We start from the raw sequence: 21,700 nt of genomic DNA, 5'->3' as shown, positions 1-21,700 counted from the left end.
GCGCTAGTTACCACCTAGATTAAAAAAACTGACTTGTTATATTAGCAAGTCAGTTTTTTTTGCCTTATAATGGATTACATAGGTCAAATAGGTACAGAATAACATGTAACGAACAAATGATTATATTTAACTGGAGGATGCTATGAATACGATTGAGGAAAAAATAATCAATAAAGATGGCTTAAATCTGCATTTTATTCAGACAAAAAAGTATAAAACAATGAATATCGTTGCCAAATTAAAAGCACCGCTTGAGCGGGAAACAATTACAAAGAGAGCCCTGTTGCCGTATATTTTACAGCAGGGTACAAAGAGCTATCCAAGCAGAAAAGCACTGCAATTAAAATTAGATGAACTGTATGGCGCAGTGTTGTCTGTTGATGGATCCAAAAAAGGGGATAACCATATCATCAGTGTTCGTTTTGAACTGGCAAATCAGAAGTTTATTCCCCAAGAGACCTCGATTATCGAGGAGGGCATCGACTTGTTCAGTGAACTGCTATTCCAGCCGAATGTATCAGGCGACGCGTTTGATGAAACCGTATTTACGCGAGAAAAAGAAACATTAAGACAAAAAATGAGCGCCCTGCAAGATGATAAAATGAGCTATGCAAACACACGATTAATTGATGAAATGTGTGAAGACGAGGCATACCAGCTGCATGTACATGGTTATGAAGAGGATTTAGATACAATCACAGCAAGCGATTTATATGAATATTTCCAGAAGATGTTAAGTGAAGATCAACTGGATATTTATGTGTTAGGTGATTTTGATGAAACAGCTATAGGGGAGAAGATAACTTCTGTAATAAAACGGGAGGCTGTAAACAGCCAAGCAAAGCATGCAACATTTGTAAATAAAAAGGTAGACAAACCAAAGGAAATTATTGAAAAACAAGCCATTCAACAGGCAAAACTGCATATCGGCTACCGGACAAATACAACATATCGTGATGATGATTATTTTGCCTTACAAGTGTTCAATGGACTGTTTGGTGCATTTCCGAGCTCCAAGCTTTTTATCAACGTGCGGGAGAAAAACAGCCTTGCTTATTATGCCGCATCCCGGTTTGAAAGTCATAAAGGACTATTATTAATTTTTAGCGGAATTGCTCCGACAGATTATGATAAAGCCCTAAACATTATTAGAGAACAGATGACCGCAATGAAACAGGGAGACTTTACCGAGACAGAATTAAACGAAACAAAGGATTTAATTGTCAATCAATTATTGGAGACCCTCGATAATCCACAAGGTATTATTGAGTTACTATACCAGCAAGTCGTTGCTGACACGAAAATGACACCAGAACAATTAATAGCTGGTATCAGGCAAGTAACGCTAAAAGACGTTGAAACTGTAGCGGGAAAATTAGAGGAAGACACGGTTTACTTATTAACAAGTGAAGGAGATACGTCCAATGACTAGGCAGACATACAAGGAAATTAACGAAGTCATTTATACGGAAAAACTGGATAATGGCTTAACCGTCAGTTTGTTACCAAAACCGGAAATGGCAAAAACTTACGGACTGTTCACTACCAATTATGGTTCGATTGATCAAACTTTTGTACCCATTGGTGAAGATAAGGAAACAACAGTTCCTGAAGGAGTGGCACACTTCTTGGAGCATAAATTATTTGAGAAAGAAGATCGTGATGTATTTGCTGACTTCAGTAAACAAGGTGCATCACCAAACGCTTATACATCTTTTACAAAAACGGCTTACCTGTTTTCTGCAACGAACCATGTTGAGAAAAACGTGGAAACCTTAATTGACTTTGTTCAGGCCCCTTACTTTTCGGAAGCATCTGTCGAAAAGGAAAAAGGGATCATCGCACAGGAAATAAAAATGTATGATGATCAGCCTGATTGGCAGTCATTTATGGGAACCATCAAAAGCATGTTTAAAAACCACCCGGTAAATATTGATATTGCAGGTACGGTGGATTCGATTAATACGATTACAAAGGATGACTTATATACCTGTTACCATACATTTTACCATCCGGAAAATATGATATTGTTTATTGCCGGAAACTTTGATGCTTCAAAAATGATGCAATTTATTAAAGATAACCAGGCAAAAAAAGATTTTGAGAAAATGGACCATATTGAACGAGCGTTTCCTGATGAGCCAACAGAAGTGGTTAAGAAAGAAAATAAAATTATCATGCCGGTTTCTGTTCCAAAATGTACAGTTGGAATCAAAGAATCGGTTACGGAACTGAGCGGGGATTCGTTTTTGAAAAAGGATTTACTGCAAAGTATGGTAATGGACCACTTTTTTTCAAAAGGGGGGCCATTTTATCAAACATTGTATGACGAAGCGTTGATCGATAGCAGTTTTTATTTTGAAACAAATATAGAGAAAAACTTTGGTTACTCTTTTATTGGTGGTAACACAGATCAGCCGGAAAAGTTTGCGGGAAAAGTAAAGGAATTATTGCAAACTACAAATCAAGCATCCCTTTCAGCTGAGGAGTTTGAGCGGATGAAAAAGAAAAGAATTGGTAAATTGTTGCGAGCCATGAATTCTTTAGAGTTTATCGCCAGCCAATATACACAATATCGTTTATTGGGAGTTGATTTTTTCCAGATTATACCTGCCATCCAAGCCTTAACATTGGAAGAAGCAAATCAGTTTGTGCAAAATTGGATCAGTGAGGATCGGCTGGCGGTTTGTACAATCGCTTCAGCGTAAGGATTGATGATGGGGAAAAATGTGTTAATTATCGGTGCAAGTGGAGACATTGGAATGGCAATCGCTGAGCGGTTAGCGAATGAAGGGCATCACCTGATACTACATTATCATCAAAATAAAGATAGCATGCATGCGCTCAGAAGTCGATTGGAGAAAGAATCAATTCTGTCCGTATTACAGGCAGACCTACGTCAGCAAGCGGGCATAGAGAAACTATTGCAGGAACTCGTTTTCCCGATTGATTACATTATCTTTGCCAGTGGCAGTGCCCATTTCGGATTATTTCAGGACACACCGGAAGCAGTGATGAATGATATGTTATCCTTACATGTTAAGGCGCCATGGCTGATAACAAGAAAAACATTACCCGAAATGATACAAAGGCGATTCGGTAAGATCATATTCATTACGTCCATTTGGGGTGATCGAGGGGCAAGCTATGAAGTAGTCTACTCTTCCGTAAAAGGTGCGCAAAATAGTTTTGTTAAGGCTTTGGCAAAGGAAGTGGCACCAAGCGGAATTGCGGTAAATGCTATTAGCCCTGGTTATATTGAAACAAAAATGAATGCACATTTGCTGGAAGCGGATAAAGAGGCACTCATTGCAGAAATCCCTATGAATCGCAGCGGATTACCGATGGAAATTGCGCATGCAGTCCAATTTTTACTGGATGATCAGTCAAGTTATATACAAGGTGAAATTTTAAATGTAGACGGTGCCTGGTAAAATGATCTGTCATACTTTTCATGTATAAGCATCAACAGATTTCAAATACTATACATGTAAGTAAATAAGGAGGCAGATGTATGTCAGTTATGGATGATTTTTCATCATGGAAAGGTTTCTTAGCTAATAAAATTGATCAGGCGATGGAGCAGGGGATGAGTGAACAAACCATTTCAAATGTAGCGCATGAAGTTGGCGATTACCTTGCTGAAAGTGTTGATGCTAAAAATGATGAAGAGGCAGTATTAAGAGAGCTCTGGAATGCCGCTTCTGAAGATGAACAACAAGCGATCGCAAATACAATGATCAAACTGGTACAAAATCAGGGAAATACAAAGGATTAGAATGGATGAAAGGGCTGTATATTTTATATAGCCCTTTTTTATTTTTAAAATTATAACGAAATACTTTCTACTTTAGGCAAAATCATTTATGATAGATAGAGATATATTGTTATTTGTTCATTTGTTGATTAACATAACTTGGTAAAAGGGAGTTTACTATGGAGAAAACAGAATGGTACCTTGAATACAAAATTCAAAATAACCGTCCTGGGTTGTTAGGAGACATATCTTCTTTATTAGGGATGTTATCGATTAACATTATTACAATAAATGGAGTGGAAGACTCTGTACGAGTGATGCTCCTGCTTGCTAAATATGATGAGCAAATTACGCGTTTGAAATCGATATTAGAAACAATGGATACCATTGAAGTAACCAAGATACGTAAACCAAAATTAAGAGATAAATTAGCCGTACGTCACGGTAGGTACATTCATCGAGACGCAGATGACCGTAAAACGGTTCGATTTGTGCGCGATGAAATTGGACTGTTAGTTGATTTTATGGCTGAACTTTTTAAAAAAGAAGGCCACAAATTAATTGGTATCCGTGGCATGCCACGGGTCGGAAAAACGGAATCGGTGGTTGCAGCAAGTGTTTCTGCAAATAAAAGATGGTTATTTGTTTCCAGTACATTGCTCAAACAAACGTTAAGGAATCAGTTGATTGAAGGGGAATATAATGAAGATAATATTTTTATTATCGATGGTGTAGTATCAAAACGCGGATCAAATGAAAGACATTGGCAGTTAATCCGTGAAATTATGCAGCTTCCGGCTATTAAAGTTGTGGAGCACCCGGATATATTTGTACAGGCAACGGAATATAATATGGATGACTTCGATTATATTATTGAATTACGTAATCATGAAGACGAAGAGATTACGTATGAACCTGTTGAAAAACAACAAATGAATCAGGGAAATGGCTTTTCAATGTTTGATTTTTAAATTGGATGGTGTTATTTATGGAAATTGGTACAAAGTTAAAAGAGGCCAGAGAAGAGCAGAATATATCACTGGATAGTTTGCAGGAAACAACAAAAATCCAGAAAAGATATTTAGTTGCGATAGAAGAAGGCAATTTCAAAATTCTTCCTGGTAAATTTTATGCAAGAGCATTTATGAAAGAATATGCAACTGCAGTTGGATTAGATCCAAATGAACTATTAGCGGAGTATAGCGATGATATACCCAAGACAGAGACAGAGGATGATAGTGAAGTTAAATATTCTCGTATGCAGCGTACAAAGAAAGAGTCGAGTTCGGAAAAGAGTCCTGCTATCTATTCCTTAATCCCAACGATTATTGTCGTGTTGTTAATAATTGGTATTATTATTGCGGCTATTGTTCTTTATAGCCAAACAACATCAAAAGGTGGTTCTGAACCTCAAGGTGAAGATAATGATAACGAAGTAATTATTAATAATTCTGATGACGATCAAGCTGGTGACAAGTCGGAAAAAGATACAAACGATGACAATACAGAGGCTGAAGATGACGCAGATTCAGATGATGGAGATACAGAAGACGACCAATCTGAATCAAAACTCGAACTAGTGGAAGAAAATGGAGGAAAATCGGAGTTTGATCTAACCAATGCAGGTGACGAAGTTAAATTAAAATTGGAATCCAGTGGTAGCACATGGCTTGAGGTGAAAGGCGATGATGAATCCTTCCATAATGCCTTGTTTAATGAAGACGACTCCCCATTGGAACTGGATTTGTCAGGCAAAGATGAAATTTATTTCAGCATTGGCTATGCACCTGATCTTACCATTACCATCAACGGTGAGGAACTGGAGTACGCGGTAGACCCCAAAGAGCAAAATGTACAAAAAATTACAATCAATGTAAAAAACGATACAGATGAATAAAATTTTGGCTGCCCAGTTCACGTCCTTTGAGAAACAGCTCTAATAATGTATTATTTAAGATAGGATAAAACCCTTCCTGATTTACAGATGGAAGGGTTTTATATCTCATAATCGTAATCGAAAGGAAATCACTTATGAATATACCAAATAGAATTACATTATCACGCATTATATTAATTCCAATATTTATCATTTTATTAAGCGTTCCATTTAGTTGGGGAGCGTGGCAAATTGGAGATTCACAACTGCCTGTATCCCATTTTGTTGCAGCATTATTGTTTATCATTGCGGCAGCTACAGATTGGGTAGATGGCTTTTATGCAAGAAAATATGATCTTGTAACTAACCTTGGCAAATTTTTAGATCCGCTGGCAGATAAATTACTCGTTTCCGCTGCACTTATTTTATTAGTGGAAATGGGGTCTGCACCTGCATGGGTCGTTATTATCATTATTAGCAGGGAATTTGCGGTAACCGGTCTCCGTCTCGTTGCGTCAGGTGAAGGAATCGTTCTAGCGGCAAGTAATATGGGGAAATTAAAAACAGCTACACAAATGGTCGCAATAGCAGCTTTATTGCTTCATAATTTCCCGTTCTCCTATGTCGGATTTCCGTTCGGAACAATCATGCTTTATATCGCTTTATTCTTTACGGTTCTATCTGGATATGATTACTTTGTTAAAAACTGGAATGTTATGAAGGAGTCGAAGTAATGAAACATTATAAAGCGGAAATAATTGCTGTCGGAACTGAGTTGTTATTAGGCCAAATTTCAAATACCAATGCACAGTGGATATCGGGAAAACTGGCTGCAATTGGGATTAACATTTACAATCATGTGGTTGTAGGCGATAACATGGAAAGGGTAGAAAGTGCTTTTTCCCAAGCGCAAACACGTTCAGATATCATCATCGTAACCGGCGGACTCGGTCCTACTGAGGATGATATGACCCGTGAAGCATTTCATCGTATAAGTAATCTTGATGTGATTGAACACGAACCTTCCATGGAAAAAATCGAGCGTTTTTTTGCTAAAAGACAAGTAGAGATGACGCCAAACAATCGCAGACAGGCACGCATCTTTAATGGTGCGCAGGTGCTTGACAATAAAGTAGGGATGGCACCAGGAATGATTGTGGTTCATGAAAATAAAACATGGATCTTCCTGCCGGGCGTTCCAAGGGAAATGAAACAACTCGTAAGTAACGATGTATTGCCATACTTAATAAAACTTACCGGAAATGAAGAAATCATAAAATCAGTCGTGCTAAAATTCATCGGAATTGGTGAATCTAGCCTGGAACACGAGTTACGTGATCTGATCCATGCACAAACAAATCCTACAATCGCCCCCCTTGCCCAACAGGATGGGGTCGTTATTCGATTAACAGCAAAAGAACGTACAGCAGATAAAGTAAATGTGTTGTTGGAGGACATGAAACAACAGATACTCCAAAGGGTTGGCGATTATTTCTATGGTACCGATGATGAAACGATCGAGCAACAGGTTATCAAGTTGTTAAAAGAACAAAGACAGTCACTGGCAGCTGCAGAAAGTCTTACAGGGGGAATGTTCACAAGTAAACTAATCTCTGTTGACGGAGCGTCTGAAGTGTGTCCAGGGGGCATTGTATCTTATGACGAAAAGGTGAAACAGAATGTACTAGGTGTTTCTGAAAAAACGATTCAAACAGAGGGAACCGTTAGTGAGGCATGTGCCTTAGAAATGGCCATGAATGTACGTAAGCAATTAAATGCTACAATCGGAATTAGCTTCACTGGGGTTGCGGGACCTGAGGAAACGGAAGGGAATCCGACGGGAACAGTATATATGGCTATTTGTACTGGCAATCAGCAACAGGTGAACAAATATTTATTTCAGGGCGATCGAAATGCTATTAGAAGAAGAACTGTTTTAAAAGGTTTGGAAAACATTTTAAAAACTTTAAAATCATAAAGTTTCCCGTGGTTTTTTGTTGAAATTGCATTTTGTAGGTAAATTTATGCTTAAAAAGGCATTTTGATAGAAATGGTAATGGAAAAACAACGGAACGTTTATTCGTTTTTTTGCTTGGCAAACTGTTAAAAACAATGTATGATGTAAATAGTTGATTAGAGGAGGTAAATGCTATGAGCGATAGAAAAAAAGCTTTAGATATGGCATTAAGTAAAATAGAGAAGCAATTTGGTAAAGGTTCTATTATGAAACTAGGAGAAAAAGATCTCCAAAAAATAGCAGTAATACCTAGTGGGTCTTTGGCAGTGGATGTAGCATTAGGAGTAGGTGGATATCCAAGAGGTAGGGTAATAGAAATATATGGCCCGGAATCATCTGGTAAAACGACTGTAGCATTACATGCAATTGCTGAAGCACAGCGAAAAGGTGGAAATGCGGCGTTTATTGATGCTGAACACGCATTAGATCCAACTTATGCAAGTGCGCTAGGTGTAAATATAGAAGAATTATTATTATCTCAGCCAGATACTGGAGAACAGGCACTGGAAATTGCTGAGGCGCTCGTACGCAGTGGTGCGGTAGATATTGTAGTTGTCGATTCGGTTGCTGCACTGGTTCCAAAGGCGGAAATCGAGGGTGAAATGGGTGACTCCCACGTTGGGTTACAGGCCCGTCTGATGTCTCAAGCATTAAGAAAATTGTCTGGAGTCATAAACAAGTCGAAAACTACAGCTGTTTTCATTAACCAGATACGGGAGAAAATAGGCGTTATGTTTGGGAACCCGGAAACGACACCAGGTGGACGTGCACTTAAATTCTATTCATCTGTCAGACTAGAAGTTCGTCGTGCAGAAACACTAAAACAGGGTAATGACATTATGGGAAATAAAGCGAGAATTAAAGTCGTTAAAAATAAGGTAGCACCGCCATTTAAACAAGCTGAGGTCGATATTATGTATGGAGAAGGAATTTCTAAAGAAGGTGAAATCCTTGATATTGGTTCAGAATTGGATATTGTGCTTAAAAGTGGCGCATGGTACTCCTATAAAGAAGAAAGACTTGGTCAAGGACGTGAAAATGCCAAACAGTTTTTAAAAGAAAACAAAGAGATAATGGCTGAAATACATGAAGCGATTCGAGATCATTATCAGTTAGACGAGATTAAAGAAGAAGCGGAAAAACCAAAAGAAGTTGAGCAAGAGAGTTTTGATGTATAATAAAAGCCATCTTACCAAGCAATCCTTTACTCTATAATAGTAAAGGATTTTTCGCTAGTAAAAAGAGTATATAGTATATTAACCTTAAGGATAGCTATGTCCAGTTCCAGTGCCCAACACTAACAAACTTCAGAATTTTCCCTACGATAAGTTAACGTTGACTCGCTACCATTCATCGCGTTTCCTTTATCTTGTCAGAATACTTCCAGTTTGTATGTTGTTAGAACAGGTGCTTGTGATTTTCTTAATATGTATGATTCAGGATTAGTTATGACGTTTCCTTGACATTATCCAGAGAGACAATTAAAATTAACATGTATAATTTTATAATTTCATTTATAAGATTTATTGTTATTAATGCATTGAAAATGGTACATGCCGACAATAATGAATTGTACAACTTTATAGCAATGGGAGGTGAAATCATGGACAATACTTTAATCATCTTCATTTTGCTTGCTTTAATCCTAATCGTCGGTATTGTTGTTGGTTATCTGATTCGTAAATCAATTGCTGAAGCAAAGATTTCCAGTGCGGAAACTTTTGCAAAACAGTTAGTTGATGAAGCGCACCGAAATGCAGATGCCGCTAAAAAAGAGGCACTTCTTGAGGCAAGAGATGAGAATCATAAGCTTCGCCAGCAAACGGAGGAAGAACTTCGTGAGCGTCGTGCAGAGGCACAGAAACAAGAAAATCGTCTGATGCAAAAAGAAGAAAATCTGGATAAAAGAAGTGAAACACTGGACAAACGTGAACTTTTGTTAGAGAAGAAGGAACAATCACTAACGGAGAAACAACAACAAATTGAAGAAATGGAAAGCAAAGTGGAAGCTATGAAAAAAGAGCAGCAAACGGAGCTTGAACGCATTTCAGGATATACAACAGACCAGGCCAAACAAATTATTTTAGACCGGCTCGAAAATGAGCTGACACACGAATCGGCGTTAATGGTGAAAGAAGCTGAGAATCGTGCAAAAGAAGATGCTGATAAAAAAGCAAAAAACATTCTTTCGTTGGCTTTACAGCGTTGTGCTGCAGACCACGTTGCTGAAACAACTGTATCAGTTGTAAACCTTCCTAATGATGAGATGAAAGGTCGAATCATCGGACGTGAAGGGCGTAATATTCGAACACTGGAGACATTGACTGGTATTGATTTAATTATTGATGATACACCAGAAGCAGTAATCCTATCTGGTTTTGACCCAGTTCGACGGGAAATAGCTCGTATGGCACTAGAAAAACTAGTACAGGACGGCAGAATCCACCCGGCGAGAATTGAAGAAATGGTGGATAAAGCCAGACGCGAGGTTGATGAATATATCCGTGAAATTGGTGAAGAAACAACATTCGAAGTTGGCGTACATGGTCTGCATCCGGACCTGGTTAAGATTCTTGGTCGCCTAAAATACCGTACAAGCTATGGTCAAAATGTCTTGAAGCACTCTACAGAGGTTGCGTATCTCTCTGGATTACTTGCTGCAGAACTAGGCGAAGATGTAACATTGGCAAGAAGAGCCGGTCTCCTCCATGATATCGGAAAAGCAATTGATCATGAAGTAGAGGGCAGCCATGTTGAAATCGGTAAAGAATTAGCAATGAAGTACAAGGAACATGAGGTAGTTATTAATTCGATTGCTTCCCACCATGGTGATGAAGAGGCAACTTCCGTCATTTCAGTACTGGTAGCTGCTGCGGATGCATTATCTGCTGCACGTCCTGGTGCAAGAAGTGAAACATTGGAAAACTATATCAAGCGATTAGAAAAGCTTGAAGAAATCTCTGAATCCTTTGCAGGAGTCGAGAAATCATTTGCCATCCAAGCGGGAAGAGAAATACGAATTATGGTAAAACCTGACGAAATTGATGACATAGAATCTGTGAGTATCGCACGAGATATTCGTAAACGGATCGAGGGAGAACTCGATTTCCCAGGTCATATTAAAGTAACTGTAATTAGAGAAACAAGAGCGGTTGAATATGCAAAATGATTTAATGCGGTAAAAGCGGCCATGTGGTCGCTTTTATTTTTTGACATGAAATAATGATTGTGAAAAACAAATACTAATAAATGAGATAGGATGATTACAGGATGAAAATATTGTTTATCGGTGATGTCACTGGCTCGCCGGGCAGGGAAACAGTACAAGAATATTTACCAAAATTAAAAGACAAATACCGCCCCAATTTGACGATAATAAATGGCGAAAATGCTGCCTCCGGAAAAGGAATCACAGAAAAAATATACAAACAATTTTTAGAATGGGGTGCCAACGTTATTACGATGGGCAACCATACATGGGATAAGAAAGAGATTTTCGAGTTTATAGATGACGCGAAAAATATGATTCGTCCAGCAAATTTCCCAGAAGGAACGCCTGGAAAGGGCATCACCTATGTTAACTTGAACGGTACTGAAATAGCTGTTATTAATATGCAGGGGCGTACATTCATGGCCCCACTTGAAGATCCATTTCGAAAAATGGATGAATTAATCGATGAAGCCAAAGAAAGAACGAATATTATTTTTGTTGATTTTCATGCAGAAGTGACAAGTGAGAAACAAGCAATGGGCTGGTATGTAGACGGTAGGGTCAGCGCGGTAGTAGGAACGCATACACACACTCAAACAGCCGACGAGCGCATATTACCGCAAGGAACAGCATATATAACAGACGTAGGGATGACCGGTCCTTATGATGGCATCTTAGGTGTAGAAAGAGATGCAGTAATGAAACGTTTCTTGACTTCTCTACCTGTACGTTTCGAAATTACCACGCAGGGAAGAAAACAACTAAACGGGTTTGTAGTGACGATTGATAACAATAGTGGAAAAGCAACAAAAGTAGAGCGGATTTTAATTAATGACGACCATCCGTTTTTTGGTTAAGCCTTTTGAACTGTAAGATAGGTCATGTAGTAATTTAGCCAATTGATAATCAGTAGTGCGCTCTAGTTGAATCTTGGTAAATTGAATTTTTGGAATCATTGATGCATAATAGGGTAATAAGCTAACATCTCCAGGAATATAGTAGCTATAGAACTACATTAGGATATGAAGGAGGTACTAGTAATGGACGTATTAAAAGTTTCAGCAAAATCAAATCCAAACTCAGTAGCAGGAGCACTCGCAAATGTATTACGGGAACGCGGCACAGCGGAAATGCAGGCAATTGGAGCGGGCGCAATTAACCAATCCGTAAAGGCGGTAGCCATTGCAAGAGGATTTGTCGCACCAAGTGGAGTCGATTTAATTTGTATTCCGGCGTTTACAGATATTATGATTGATAATGAGGAACGAACAGCAATTAAATTGATTGTAGAACCAAGATGATAATGACAAATTTAGTAACCTTCCTCTAATATTGGAAGGTTTTTTCTTTGTACTTAGGCGAGATGTATTGTTAAATTGAATCATAGCCTTTATACTAGAGGAATGTATGTATACGTAAGATAGGAGGAGTTTTGTTATGAACGAACAGCAACGGAAAGAGCAAGCGCAGATTAAACAGGTGACGACTGCGGACAGAAAATCCGATCAGGACAAACCTTTAAGTGAAAAGACAAGTGTCGACTTTGCCAAGTATTTTGAAACAACGTACGAGCCACCTAATTTGAATAAAGCCCGTAAACGCGGTCGCGATAAAATAGATGTTCATTATGATTTTGGAATCCCTGAAGACATGGAAAACATTGGAGAAGGAAAGAAATTCCTTATTCGTACATATGGTTGTCAAATGAATGAACATGATACAGAAGTAATGGCCGGAATTTTAACGGAAATGGGTTACGAATCTACTGCAGATACAAATGATGCGGATATCATTTTACTCAATACATGCGCAATCCGGGAAAATGCGGAAAATAAGGTGTTTGGTGAAATCGGTCATCTAAAACCTTTAAAACTGGAAAAACCAGATTTAATTCTTGGGGTTTGTGGTTGTATGTCACAGGAGGAATCGGTGGTAAACCGAATTCTAAAAAAACACCAGCATGTTGATTTGATCTTTGGAACACATAATATCCACCGTCTTCCACACCTGGTTAAAGAAGCAATGTTCAGTAAAGAAAACATTGTAGAGGTATGGTCTAAAGAAGGAGATATTATAGAAAATCTGCCAAAAGTACGTAAAGGTAAAATTAAAGCATGGGTTAACATTATGTACGGCTGTGACAAATTCTGTACGTACTGTATCGTGCCAATGACACGTGGTAAAGAGCGCAGCAGGAGACCCGATGACATTATCCAGGAAGTACGGCGTTTGGTTGCACAGGGCTATCAGGAAGTGACATTACTGGGGCAAAACGTCAATGCCTATGGAAAAGACTTCGAAGATCTTACATATGGATTAGGCGATTTAATGAATGATATTCATAAGATTGATATCCCGAGAGTTCGTTTCACGACCTCCCACCCAAGAGACTTCGATGATCGATTAATTGAGGTATTAGCTCAAGGGGGCAATCTACTGGACCACATTCATTTGCCGGTACAATCCGGAAGCAGTGAAATATTAAAGAAAATGAATCGAAAATATACAAGGGAAGATTACTTGGCATTGGTTCATAAAATACGTACAGCGATGCCAAATGCAACGTTAACCACAGATATTATTGTCGGTTTCCCGAATGAGACAGAAGAGCAATTTGAAGAAACGATGACACTAGTAGAAGAAGTTGGTTTTGAGGCAGCATACACGTTTATTTATTCACCACGTGAAGGTACGCCAGCTGCACGTAAAAAGGATGACGTTCCAGAAGAAGTGAAGAAACAACGCTTATACCGTCTGAACGACCTTGTCAACAAACAATCTGCAGCATCAATGAAAACTTATGATGATAAGATTGTTAAAGTACTTGTTGAAGGTGAAAGTAAAAAAGACCCTGATGTTCTGGCCGGCTATACAGAGCGAAATAAATTAGTTAATTTTAAAGGTCCACAATCAGCAATTGGCAAAATTGTTGAAGTGAAAATTACGGACACGAAAACATGGTCATTAAATGGTATAATGGTAGAAAATACAGTTGAGGTGAACTAACATGGCTGAATATACACGCACACAAGTACTTGATGCAGCAAAAGACTTAGCGAATATGCTTGCAAATACAGATGAAATCGATCGATTCAAACAAGTTGAAGCAAAAATTAATGATAACCAAAAGGTTCAAAAGCTGATAACGAAAATTAAAGCATTACAGAAACAAGCAGTTAATTTTCAAGCTTATGAAAAAAGAGAAGCATTAAAACGGATGGAAGAAGAAATTGATCGTCTACAGGACGAAATCGATGCAATACCGGTTGTACAGGAATTTAAGGAAACACAAATTGTGGTCAATGATGTACTACAACTTGTATCCGGAACGATAGCAAGAGAAGTAACAAATCATGTTATTGAATCAACAGGTGGAGATTTATTGTCTGGTGAAACAGGATCAAAAACTAAAAAAAGTACAGGATGTCATTAAACAAAAACAAGGCAGAATATTATCTGCCTTGTTTTTTTGTTATTATCATGCCTTTATCAGCTTTCATTAGAAAACTTGACTTAACATCACTCCTTAAGCCGCAAGCTTTAAATTTCCGTAAAAATTTTTAGGGTCTGCGATTATTACTCACGCAATGTTCCTTTTGTGTAATGATACGGTCCGGAAAATTGATAATTTCCCATCAGAATAAAATAGCTATGCACTTTAGGTATTTGTCTTGCATAAAATGACTATGAAAAATGAGGAGGTATAAGTAATTATGACTTTTCTTGATAAAGAATATAGAGAAATCATTACAAAAGCCGTCTGTGGCAAGGGTCGCAAGTTCACAAAAGCATCCAATAATATCGCACCATCACATCATCCAACAAGTATTTTAGGGTGCTGGGTCATCAATCATTTATACAATGCCAAAAAGAAATCAAAGGATTCCGTAGAAATTAATGGGAGCTATGATATCAACGTTTGGTATTCGTATAATGATAATACAAAAACGGAGGTCGTAACTGAAAGAGTAACCTATTGTGATGTTGTTCCATTATCTGTTAAGGATGATAATTGCCTGAATGAGGATTACGATGTGATTGCTAAGGTTGTTCAACAACCTAACTGTCTGGAGTGTAAGATTGCAAATAAAGGGCACAAAATCGTAGTTGAAACGGAACGGGAATTTATCGTACAGATAATTGGTGAAACAAGACTTAGTGTGAAAGTAAATCCAAATCATGGAAAATTTGATGATGACGATGATGATGATCAATGGGATTTTGAACTAAAAGATGATGAACTGCATGATGTTAAACCCGATTTTTTAAATGAAAAAGACTAGAAAAATTACGAGGGATTAATTTCTCTCGTAATTTTTTGTTCCTTTGCAAGAAGCGTGTTTTATAAAGTGAAACTCCAATCAGTGGGAGTTTTTCTTTTCTCACGCCGATTGATAGTTAAACCAATCGGGCTTGTGCAGGCAGTTATCTCTCACCTAAAAGTTCCGGTGCCACTTATATTTTTGAAGTGGAGGTTTTACTGCCGGTTAAACTGCGATAAAATAGGTTAAAGGGGTTCAGACAATCGCTTGTATGGTTCACTTTATGCTATAATTGCATGAGCATAAGTGAGTTTTTGGAGGATGAATGATGTCTAAGCACACACCAATGATGGTTCAATATTTAAAAATTAAAGCAGAACATAAAGATGCCTTTTTATTTTTCCGTTTGGGCGATTTTTATGAAATGTTTTATGAGGATGCAATTAAAGCATCAAAGGAATTAGAAATAACCTTAACAAAAAGAGATCCTGGGCAAAAAGAACCGATCCCAATGTGTGGTATACCATACCATGCTGCAGAAAACTACATAAAGATTCTGATCGGAAAAGGCTATAAAGTAGCGATTTGTGAGCAGGTAGAAGATCCTAAGACCGCTAAAGGGGTTGTGAAAAGAGAGGTTATTCAGCAAATCACCCCTGGGACAGTCATGGAAAGTAATATGTTAAGTGAAGGGGAAAATAACTATATTGCTAGCCTGTCACATTTTCAAGATGGCACGTATGTCGTTGTCTACAATGATTTATCGACTGGCGAAAACCAGCTTGCCTTAATTAAGGATGGCTGGGACGCTGTTATTCACGAATTATATAACCAACCGATAAAAGAAATTGTCATTTCCTCGAATTTACCAGAGGATTTACAAAATCAATTAAGTGAACGATTAAATATAACACTTTCTTATCAGGATGAAGTGAATTTCAATGCGGAATACAGGGATCTATGTGAAAACTTAAATGATGAGCGGTTGATGAAAGCGTTCAGTCGATTATTAAATTATATCCAGCAGACGCAAAAGCGCTCGCTTGACCATTTAAAACAAGCGGAAATTATCCAACTGCATCATTATTTATCACTGGATATGTATTCTAAAAGGAATCTGGAGTTATCTGAAACGATATTAAAAAAAGGAAAGCATGGCAGTCTATTATGGGTACTTGATAAAACAGTTACAGCAATGGGATCCCGCATGCTCAAAAAGTGGCTGGAACGTCCTTTGCTAAGTAAAGCTAGAATTGAAGAACGGCTTGATATTGTCGAAGAATTTTACCAAAGCTTTATGGAACGGGATACGATAAGAGAGAGTTTGAAATCAGTTTATGATTTAGAACGGCTTGCTGGAAGGATTGCGTTTGGAAATGTGAACGCAAGAGATCTAATTCAGTTAAAGGCGTCATTGGAAAGGATACCGGAGCTAAAAGCGACCTTACATCAATTTGAACAAGCTCGCATGCAATCTTTAGCAGATGAGTTGATTTTTCCCGAGCATATTGTAACGTTATTGAATGAAAGCTTGGTAGATGAACCGCCGATATCGATTAAAGATGGATCAATGATCAAAGATGGTTATAGTGAGCAACTTGATACCTATCGTGATGCAATGAGAAACGGTAAAAAATGGATTGCAGAATTGGAACAAAAGGAAAAGCAGGAAACAAATATTAAATCACTTAAAATCGGGTATAATCGGGTATTTGGTTACTATATTGAAGTAACTAAAGCGAATCTGCACCTGCTTCCAGAGGGCAGATATGAGCGTAAACAGACATTGACAACCGCGGAGCGGTATGTAACACCGGAGCTCAAGGAGAAAGAACAACTCATATTAGAAGCTGAAGAACAAAGTGTTGAGCTTGAATACAATTTATTTATTGAAGTTCGCGAACAAATTAAAAAACACATTCCCCAGCTACAATATTTGGCAGAGGTTGTTAGTAATATAGATGTATTACAAGCTTTTGCAACCGTTAGTGAATCGAATAATTACAAGCGTCCGCGATTTGTTGACAATGAATTATGCATTAAGAATGGACGACATCCAGTTATTGAAGAAGTAATGCAGGATAACACCTTTGTTCCAAATGACATCTCATTGGATCAGCAAAAAAGTATTCTATTAATCACGGGACCGAATATGTCCGGTAAAAGCACGTATATGCGACAACTGGCTTTAACCGTTATTATGGGCCAAATTGGCTGTTTTGTTCCTTGTGATGAAGCAGATCTCATTTTATTTGATCAAATTTTTACACGGATTGGCGCTGCAGATGATCTTGTTGCGGGGCAAAGTACTTTTATGGTGGAAATGCTTGAGGCGAATCATGCAATCGCAAATGCAACAGATAAGAGTTTAATTTTACTGGATGAAATAGGACGGGGAACAAGCACTTATGATGGTATGGCTTTGGCTCAAGCCATCGTTGAATATATTCATAATAATATCAAGGCGAAAACCTTGTTCTCTACTCACTATCATGAATTAACAGCATTAGAGAATTCCTTACCCAACTTAAAAAACATTCATGTCAGGGCAGAAGAACATGAAGGAAATGTTGTTTTTCTTCATCAAATTAAAGATGGTGCGGCAGATGAAAGTTATGGAATTCATGTAGCCAAACTGGCTGATTTACCTGGTGCATTAATCGAACGGGCTAGTACCATTCTGCAACAGCTGGAAGGAAATGATAAACCAAGTCCAACAACGGAAAAAATAGAAGCTGGTCAATTGTCCTTCTTTGTGGAGGAATCAAAGTCAGCGAAAAAAGAAAAAATTCCAGTCGCCGGTGAAAAGGTGATGAAAGAACTAAAAGACTTAAATCTATTTGAAATGACACCATTAGAAGCAATGAATGCATTATATAAGCTGCAAAAGCAAGTAACGAAATAAAAATATCTGTAAGAAGGAGTTTGTTTGCATGACCATTTTACAATTACCTGATGCATTAGCAAATAAAATAGCGGCTGGTGAAGTTGTCGAAAGACCGGCATCTGTTGTAAAGGAATTAGTAGAAAATAGTATCGATGCAAACAGTAAGTGGATTAAGATAGAATTGATGGAAGCTGGATTGCAGTCTATTAAAATAACGGATGATGGTGGAGGAATGGCAGAGGAAGATTGTGAACATGCTTTTCTCAGACATGCTACAAGTAAAATTAAAAATGAAGCAGATCTATTTCGTGTAAAGACATTGGGATTTAGAGGAGAGGCCCTGGCGAGTATCGCGTCTGTCAGTAGGTTAACAGTTAAAACATCGCAAGGGGATGCTGCAGGAACATGGTTGACCTTAGAAGGTGGAAAGATAATCGATAAGAAAAAAAGTGATGCGAGAAGAGGAACTGAGATTGCTGTCGATGATCTATTCTTTAATACACCAGCGCGGTTAAAGTATATGAAAAGCCTGCATACAGAGTTAGGACATATTACGGATTTGTTGAACCGTTTAGCGTTGTCACATCCTGAAGTACGCTTTGAAGCAACCCACAATGGCAAAGGTCTTTTCAGAACAGCGGGAACAGGAGACTTATTGCAGGTGATTTCACATGTTTATGGGATGGGCACAGCTAAAAAGATGTTACCTATCGTGCAGGAGACGCTCGACTTTTCGATTAAAGGGTATATTGCCAAACCCGAAGTGACCCGGGCATCCCGATCATATATTTCGACGATTATTAATGGTCGTTATATCAAAAGTATCCCATTATCACAAGCAATCATTCGCGCCTATCACACATTACTGCCGATCGGCCGCTATCCAATTGTAGTTATCGAAATTGACATGGATCCCATATTAGTTGATGTGAACGTACATCCAACTAAACTAGAAGTACGTTTTAGTAAAGATAAAGAATTGTTTACAGCAATAGAAGAAACGATAAGGAATAAATTCAGAGAAATAACACTCATTCCAGAGATGGAGCAAAAACCGGTTGAAAAGGAAAAAACATTTCAGCATGCAATGAATTTCGATGCAGTACCAAAACCTGAACAATCAAAGATTTGGCAACAACCATGGTCACAGAATCAAGTGATTAAAGAGCAAGGTGGTCGTGACGCTGAAATAGAGGAAAGTAAAGATCAGCAATTGCCGAACTATCAGGGAAATGAGCCACCAACACCTGCCTTTGCGCCGGAAAGAGATGCCATGACGGAGCAATTTCAGCGGTCAGAGCCAATACAACGTGTACCGGCAATGTACCCGATTGGGCAATTGCAGGGAACGTATATTTTGTCGCAAAATGAAAATGGCCTGTACATGGTCGATCAACACGCGGCACAGGAACGAATTAAATATGAATTTTTCAAGAAGAAATTAGGACAAACGATCAATGAATCACAGCAATTACTACTTCCTTTAACCTTTGAATTTTCGAAACAAGAATCTATTTTTATCGAGCAATATAAAGATAAATTAGAGCAAGTTGGCTTGTTTTTTGAACCATTTGGCAACCAGACTTATGTGGTTCGTTCGCATCCAAGTTGGTTTCCGAAAGGTTTTGAAGAGGAAGTAATCCGGGAAATGATTGATCAAATTATGCATGAAGAAGAAATTAGTGTCGAAGGAATCAGAGAAGACGCAGCTATTCTGATGTCCTGTAAACGGTCCATAAAAGCAAATCATTATTTGAATCAGGAGGAGATGTTTCGACTGCTGGAGGATTTGAGACAGACCACTGATCCGTTTACATGTCCACACGGTCGACCAATCATCGTACATTTTAGTACTTATGAGTTGGAGAAAATGTTTAAGCGTGTCATGTAATCATGTATAATTAGGGCAAACGGCGCCAAGACTAGTTAAAAAATGTCTTTGGGGTGTGTATAATGGATAATCAAAAGCTTATAAACTTTTTAAATCAACTATTGTCTAATCAATTTGTGATGTATGTGAAATTACATCGTTACCATTGGTTTGTCCAAGGTAGACATTTCTTTCAATTACACGATAAATTTGAAGAATTGTACAAACGCTTTGCCGAGGATTTAGATGAAGTGGCAGAACGTATCCTGATGATCGAGGGCAAACCACTGGCAACGATGAGCAAGTATTTAAAAGAAGCAACATTAGAAGAGGCGAATGCGGATGATAAAGAAGACGAAATCATTGCGCAACTCATCGCTGATTTCCAGCAAATTATTGAAGAAATTCGTCAGCAAGGCATCCCGTATGCCAATGAATTAAAAGACGAACCGACGGATGACATGCTGACATCCATACAAGCAACCTTAGAGAAACACGTTTGGATGCTTCAAGCATACCGGGCATACGAATAATACAATGTAATATAGGGGAATATTTATGAAGAAAACCGTCATCGTGATTATGGGCCCAACAGCCGTTGGTAAAACCAGATTGAGTATTGATATTGCAAAACAATTTAATGGTGAAATTATTAGCGGGGATTCGATGCAAGTTTATAAAGGCATGGATATTGGTACGGCTAAAATAACGGAAGATGAAATGCAAGGTGTTACGCATCATATGATTGATATCAAAAATCCCGATGAAGCATTCTCAGTGGCTGATTTTCAATATTATGTCCAAAAGTATATCGATGAAATCACTTCCCGAGGCAAACTGCCAATTATTGCTGGCGGAAGTGGTTTATACATACAGGCAGCATTATTTGATTATAATTTTTCCGAACAAAAAAGAAATGATGCTTTTACAACCCGTTTAGAACAAATATTGGATGAGGATGGCGCCATGGCACTATACCAACGTTTAAAGGATATAGATCCGGAACAGGCGGCAAAGATTCATCCAAATAATCACAGGCGCGTTATTCGTGCATTAGAAGTCTATGAAACAACAGGAATGACGATGACGGCCTACCAACAAAAACAGTCAAAAAGATCACCATACAATCTCTTATTAATAGGTTTGGATATGGAACGGGAACTGTTATATAAACAAATCAATCACAGGGTTGATGTAATGCTTGAAAACGGGTTGGTGGAAGAAGTAAAATACTTATACAGGCAAGGATTTGAAGACTGTCAATCCATGAAAGCCATCGGTTATAAGGAGTTGATTCCATATCTAAAAGGGGAACAGCAGCTTAAGGATTCAGTAGAATTGCTGAAGCGAAATTCCAGAAGATATGCAAAACGACAATATACTTGGTTTAAAAATAAAATGGATATAACATGGTATCAGGTGAAACCTGAAACAATAAATGAAAAATTCAGCACGATTTTTGCTGATCTTGCAGGATTATTAAAAAAGAAATAGAAATAACTATATAGATAGATAAAAGGGAGGAACGAACATGGCGCAAAATACAAACATTCAAGACGTTTATTTAAATCAGCTACGGAAAACACACGTATCTGTTACCGTTTTCCTAACCAATGGATTTCAATTAAGGGGCATTGTTAAAGCATTTGATAATTATACGGTATTACTGGAAACGGATGGCAAGCAACAACTTATTTTTAAACATGCAATATCCACTTTTGCACCAGTTAAAAATGTTTCGCTTGAAAAAGAGTAAGATAAAAAACGGGCACAATCATGTGTCCGTTTTTAAATAGCATTTTTACATAGGCGTTTGTCAC

At 38.0% G+C, this 21,700-nt stretch carries 20 protein-coding genes; all 20 read left to right on the top strand.

Annotated elements, in window-relative coordinates:
• Nucleotides 1-142: 142 nt before the first annotated feature.
• The 20 genes from yfmF to hfq all read left to right on the top strand — a co-directional run bounded on the left by yfmF (nucleotide 143) and on the right by hfq (nucleotide 21,636).
• Nucleotides 143-1,432 carry an EF-P 5-aminopentanol modification-associated protein YfmF gene (gene yfmF / locus JOC34_RS04340; protein ID WP_205135478.1) on the top strand — a complete coding sequence of 430 codons (1,290 nt, stop codon included), beginning with the start codon at nucleotides 143-145 and terminating at the stop codon, nucleotides 1,430-1,432.
• Entirely contained in the window at nucleotides 1,425-2,708 is a 1,284-nt protein-coding gene (gene yfmH, locus JOC34_RS04335) for an EF-P 5-aminopentanol modification-associated protein YfmH (protein WP_205135477.1), read from the top strand. The genes yfmF and yfmH overlap by 8 nt, the downstream gene beginning before the upstream one ends.
• 9 nt (nucleotides 2,709-2,717) lie before the next feature.
• A complete protein-coding gene (ymfI, locus tag JOC34_RS04330) occupies nucleotides 2,718-3,434 on the top strand; it encodes an elongation factor P 5-aminopentanone reductase (RefSeq protein WP_205135476.1) in 717 nt (238 codons plus the stop codon).
• Between the two features lie 80 nt (nucleotides 3,435-3,514).
• Complete coding sequence (locus JOC34_RS04325; RefSeq protein WP_205135475.1) at nucleotides 3,515-3,778, top strand: DUF3243 domain-containing protein; 264 nt, start codon at nucleotides 3,515-3,517, stop codon at nucleotides 3,776-3,778.
• 158 nt (nucleotides 3,779-3,936) lie between these two features.
• On the top strand, nucleotides 3,937-4,728 hold the full coding sequence (locus tag JOC34_RS04320; protein WP_205135474.1) for a DUF3388 domain-containing protein: 792 nt from the start codon (nucleotides 3,937-3,939) through the stop codon (nucleotides 4,726-4,728).
• Between the two features lie 17 nt (nucleotides 4,729-4,745).
• A complete protein-coding gene (locus JOC34_RS04315) occupies nucleotides 4,746-5,654 on the top strand; it encodes a helix-turn-helix domain-containing protein (RefSeq protein ID WP_205135473.1) in 909 nt (302 codons plus the stop codon).
• Between the two features lie 134 nt (nucleotides 5,655-5,788).
• The gene (pgsA, locus tag JOC34_RS04310) at nucleotides 5,789-6,367 is read left to right on the top strand and encodes a CDP-diacylglycerol--glycerol-3-phosphate 3-phosphatidyltransferase (RefSeq protein ID WP_205135472.1); all 579 of its coding nucleotides are present in this window, start codon (nucleotides 5,789-5,791) and stop codon (nucleotides 6,365-6,367) included.
• The gene (locus JOC34_RS04305) at nucleotides 6,367-7,611 is read left to right on the top strand and encodes a competence/damage-inducible protein A (protein ID WP_205135471.1); all 1,245 of its coding nucleotides are present in this window, start codon (nucleotides 6,367-6,369) and stop codon (nucleotides 7,609-7,611) included. The genes pgsA and JOC34_RS04305 overlap by 1 nt, the downstream gene beginning before the upstream one ends.
• A gap of 173 nt (nucleotides 7,612-7,784) precedes the next feature.
• Nucleotides 7,785-8,828: a recombinase RecA gene (gene recA / locus JOC34_RS04300; protein WP_205135470.1), complete on the top strand. Its 1,044-nt coding sequence runs from the start codon at nucleotides 7,785-7,787 to the stop codon at nucleotides 8,826-8,828.
• Nucleotides 8,829-9,253: 425 nt separating this feature from the next.
• The gene (gene rny / locus JOC34_RS04295) at nucleotides 9,254-10,819 is read left to right on the top strand and encodes a ribonuclease Y (RefSeq protein WP_205135469.1); all 1,566 of its coding nucleotides are present in this window, start codon (nucleotides 9,254-9,256) and stop codon (nucleotides 10,817-10,819) included.
• Nucleotides 10,820-10,920: 101 nt separating this feature from the next.
• Complete coding sequence (locus JOC34_RS04290) at nucleotides 10,921-11,718, top strand: TIGR00282 family metallophosphoesterase (RefSeq protein WP_205135468.1); 798 nt, start codon at nucleotides 10,921-10,923, stop codon at nucleotides 11,716-11,718.
• Nucleotides 11,719-11,901: 183 nt separating this feature from the next.
• The gene (locus tag JOC34_RS04285) at nucleotides 11,902-12,162 is read left to right on the top strand and encodes a stage V sporulation protein S (RefSeq protein WP_205135467.1); all 261 of its coding nucleotides are present in this window, start codon (nucleotides 11,902-11,904) and stop codon (nucleotides 12,160-12,162) included.
• Between the two features lie 136 nt (nucleotides 12,163-12,298).
• Nucleotides 12,299-13,867, top strand: coding sequence for a tRNA (N6-isopentenyl adenosine(37)-C2)-methylthiotransferase MiaB (gene miaB / locus JOC34_RS04280; protein WP_205135466.1), 1,569 nt, complete (start codon nucleotides 12,299-12,301; stop codon nucleotides 13,865-13,867).
• Nucleotide 13,868: 1 nt separating this feature from the next.
• Nucleotides 13,869-14,294, top strand: a complete 426-nt coding sequence (locus tag JOC34_RS04275; protein WP_205135465.1) for a YlbF/YmcA family competence regulator — start codon at nucleotides 13,869-13,871, stop codon at nucleotides 14,292-14,294.
• A gap of 280 nt (nucleotides 14,295-14,574) precedes the next feature.
• A complete protein-coding gene (locus tag JOC34_RS04270; protein ID WP_205135464.1) occupies nucleotides 14,575-15,144 on the top strand; it encodes an outer spore coat protein CotE in 570 nt (189 codons plus the stop codon).
• Between the two features lie 307 nt (nucleotides 15,145-15,451).
• A complete protein-coding gene (gene mutS, locus JOC34_RS04265; RefSeq protein ID WP_205135463.1) occupies nucleotides 15,452-18,028 on the top strand; it encodes a DNA mismatch repair protein MutS in 2,577 nt (858 codons plus the stop codon).
• 28 nt (nucleotides 18,029-18,056) lie between these two features.
• Nucleotides 18,057-19,901, top strand: coding sequence for a DNA mismatch repair endonuclease MutL (gene mutL, locus JOC34_RS04260; protein ID WP_205135462.1), 1,845 nt, complete (start codon nucleotides 18,057-18,059; stop codon nucleotides 19,899-19,901).
• A 62-nt stretch (nucleotides 19,902-19,963) separates the two neighbouring features.
• Nucleotides 19,964-20,413, top strand: coding sequence for a Dps family protein (locus JOC34_RS04255; protein ID WP_205135461.1), 450 nt, complete (start codon nucleotides 19,964-19,966; stop codon nucleotides 20,411-20,413).
• A gap of 25 nt (nucleotides 20,414-20,438) precedes the next feature.
• Complete coding sequence (miaA, locus tag JOC34_RS04250; protein WP_205135460.1) at nucleotides 20,439-21,374, top strand: tRNA (adenosine(37)-N6)-dimethylallyltransferase MiaA; 936 nt, start codon at nucleotides 20,439-20,441, stop codon at nucleotides 21,372-21,374.
• 37 nt (nucleotides 21,375-21,411) lie between these two features.
• Nucleotides 21,412-21,636: an RNA chaperone Hfq gene (hfq, locus tag JOC34_RS04245; RefSeq protein WP_205135459.1), complete on the top strand. Its 225-nt coding sequence runs from the start codon at nucleotides 21,412-21,414 to the stop codon at nucleotides 21,634-21,636.
• Nucleotides 21,637-21,700: the final 64 nt, after the last annotated feature.

This window comes from Virgibacillus halotolerans, assembly GCF_016908515.1.
Classification (GTDB): domain Bacteria; phylum Bacillota; class Bacilli; order Bacillales; family Amphibacillaceae; genus Virgibacillus_M; species Virgibacillus_M halotolerans.
This window is presented reverse-complemented; position numbering and strand designations above follow the sequence as displayed.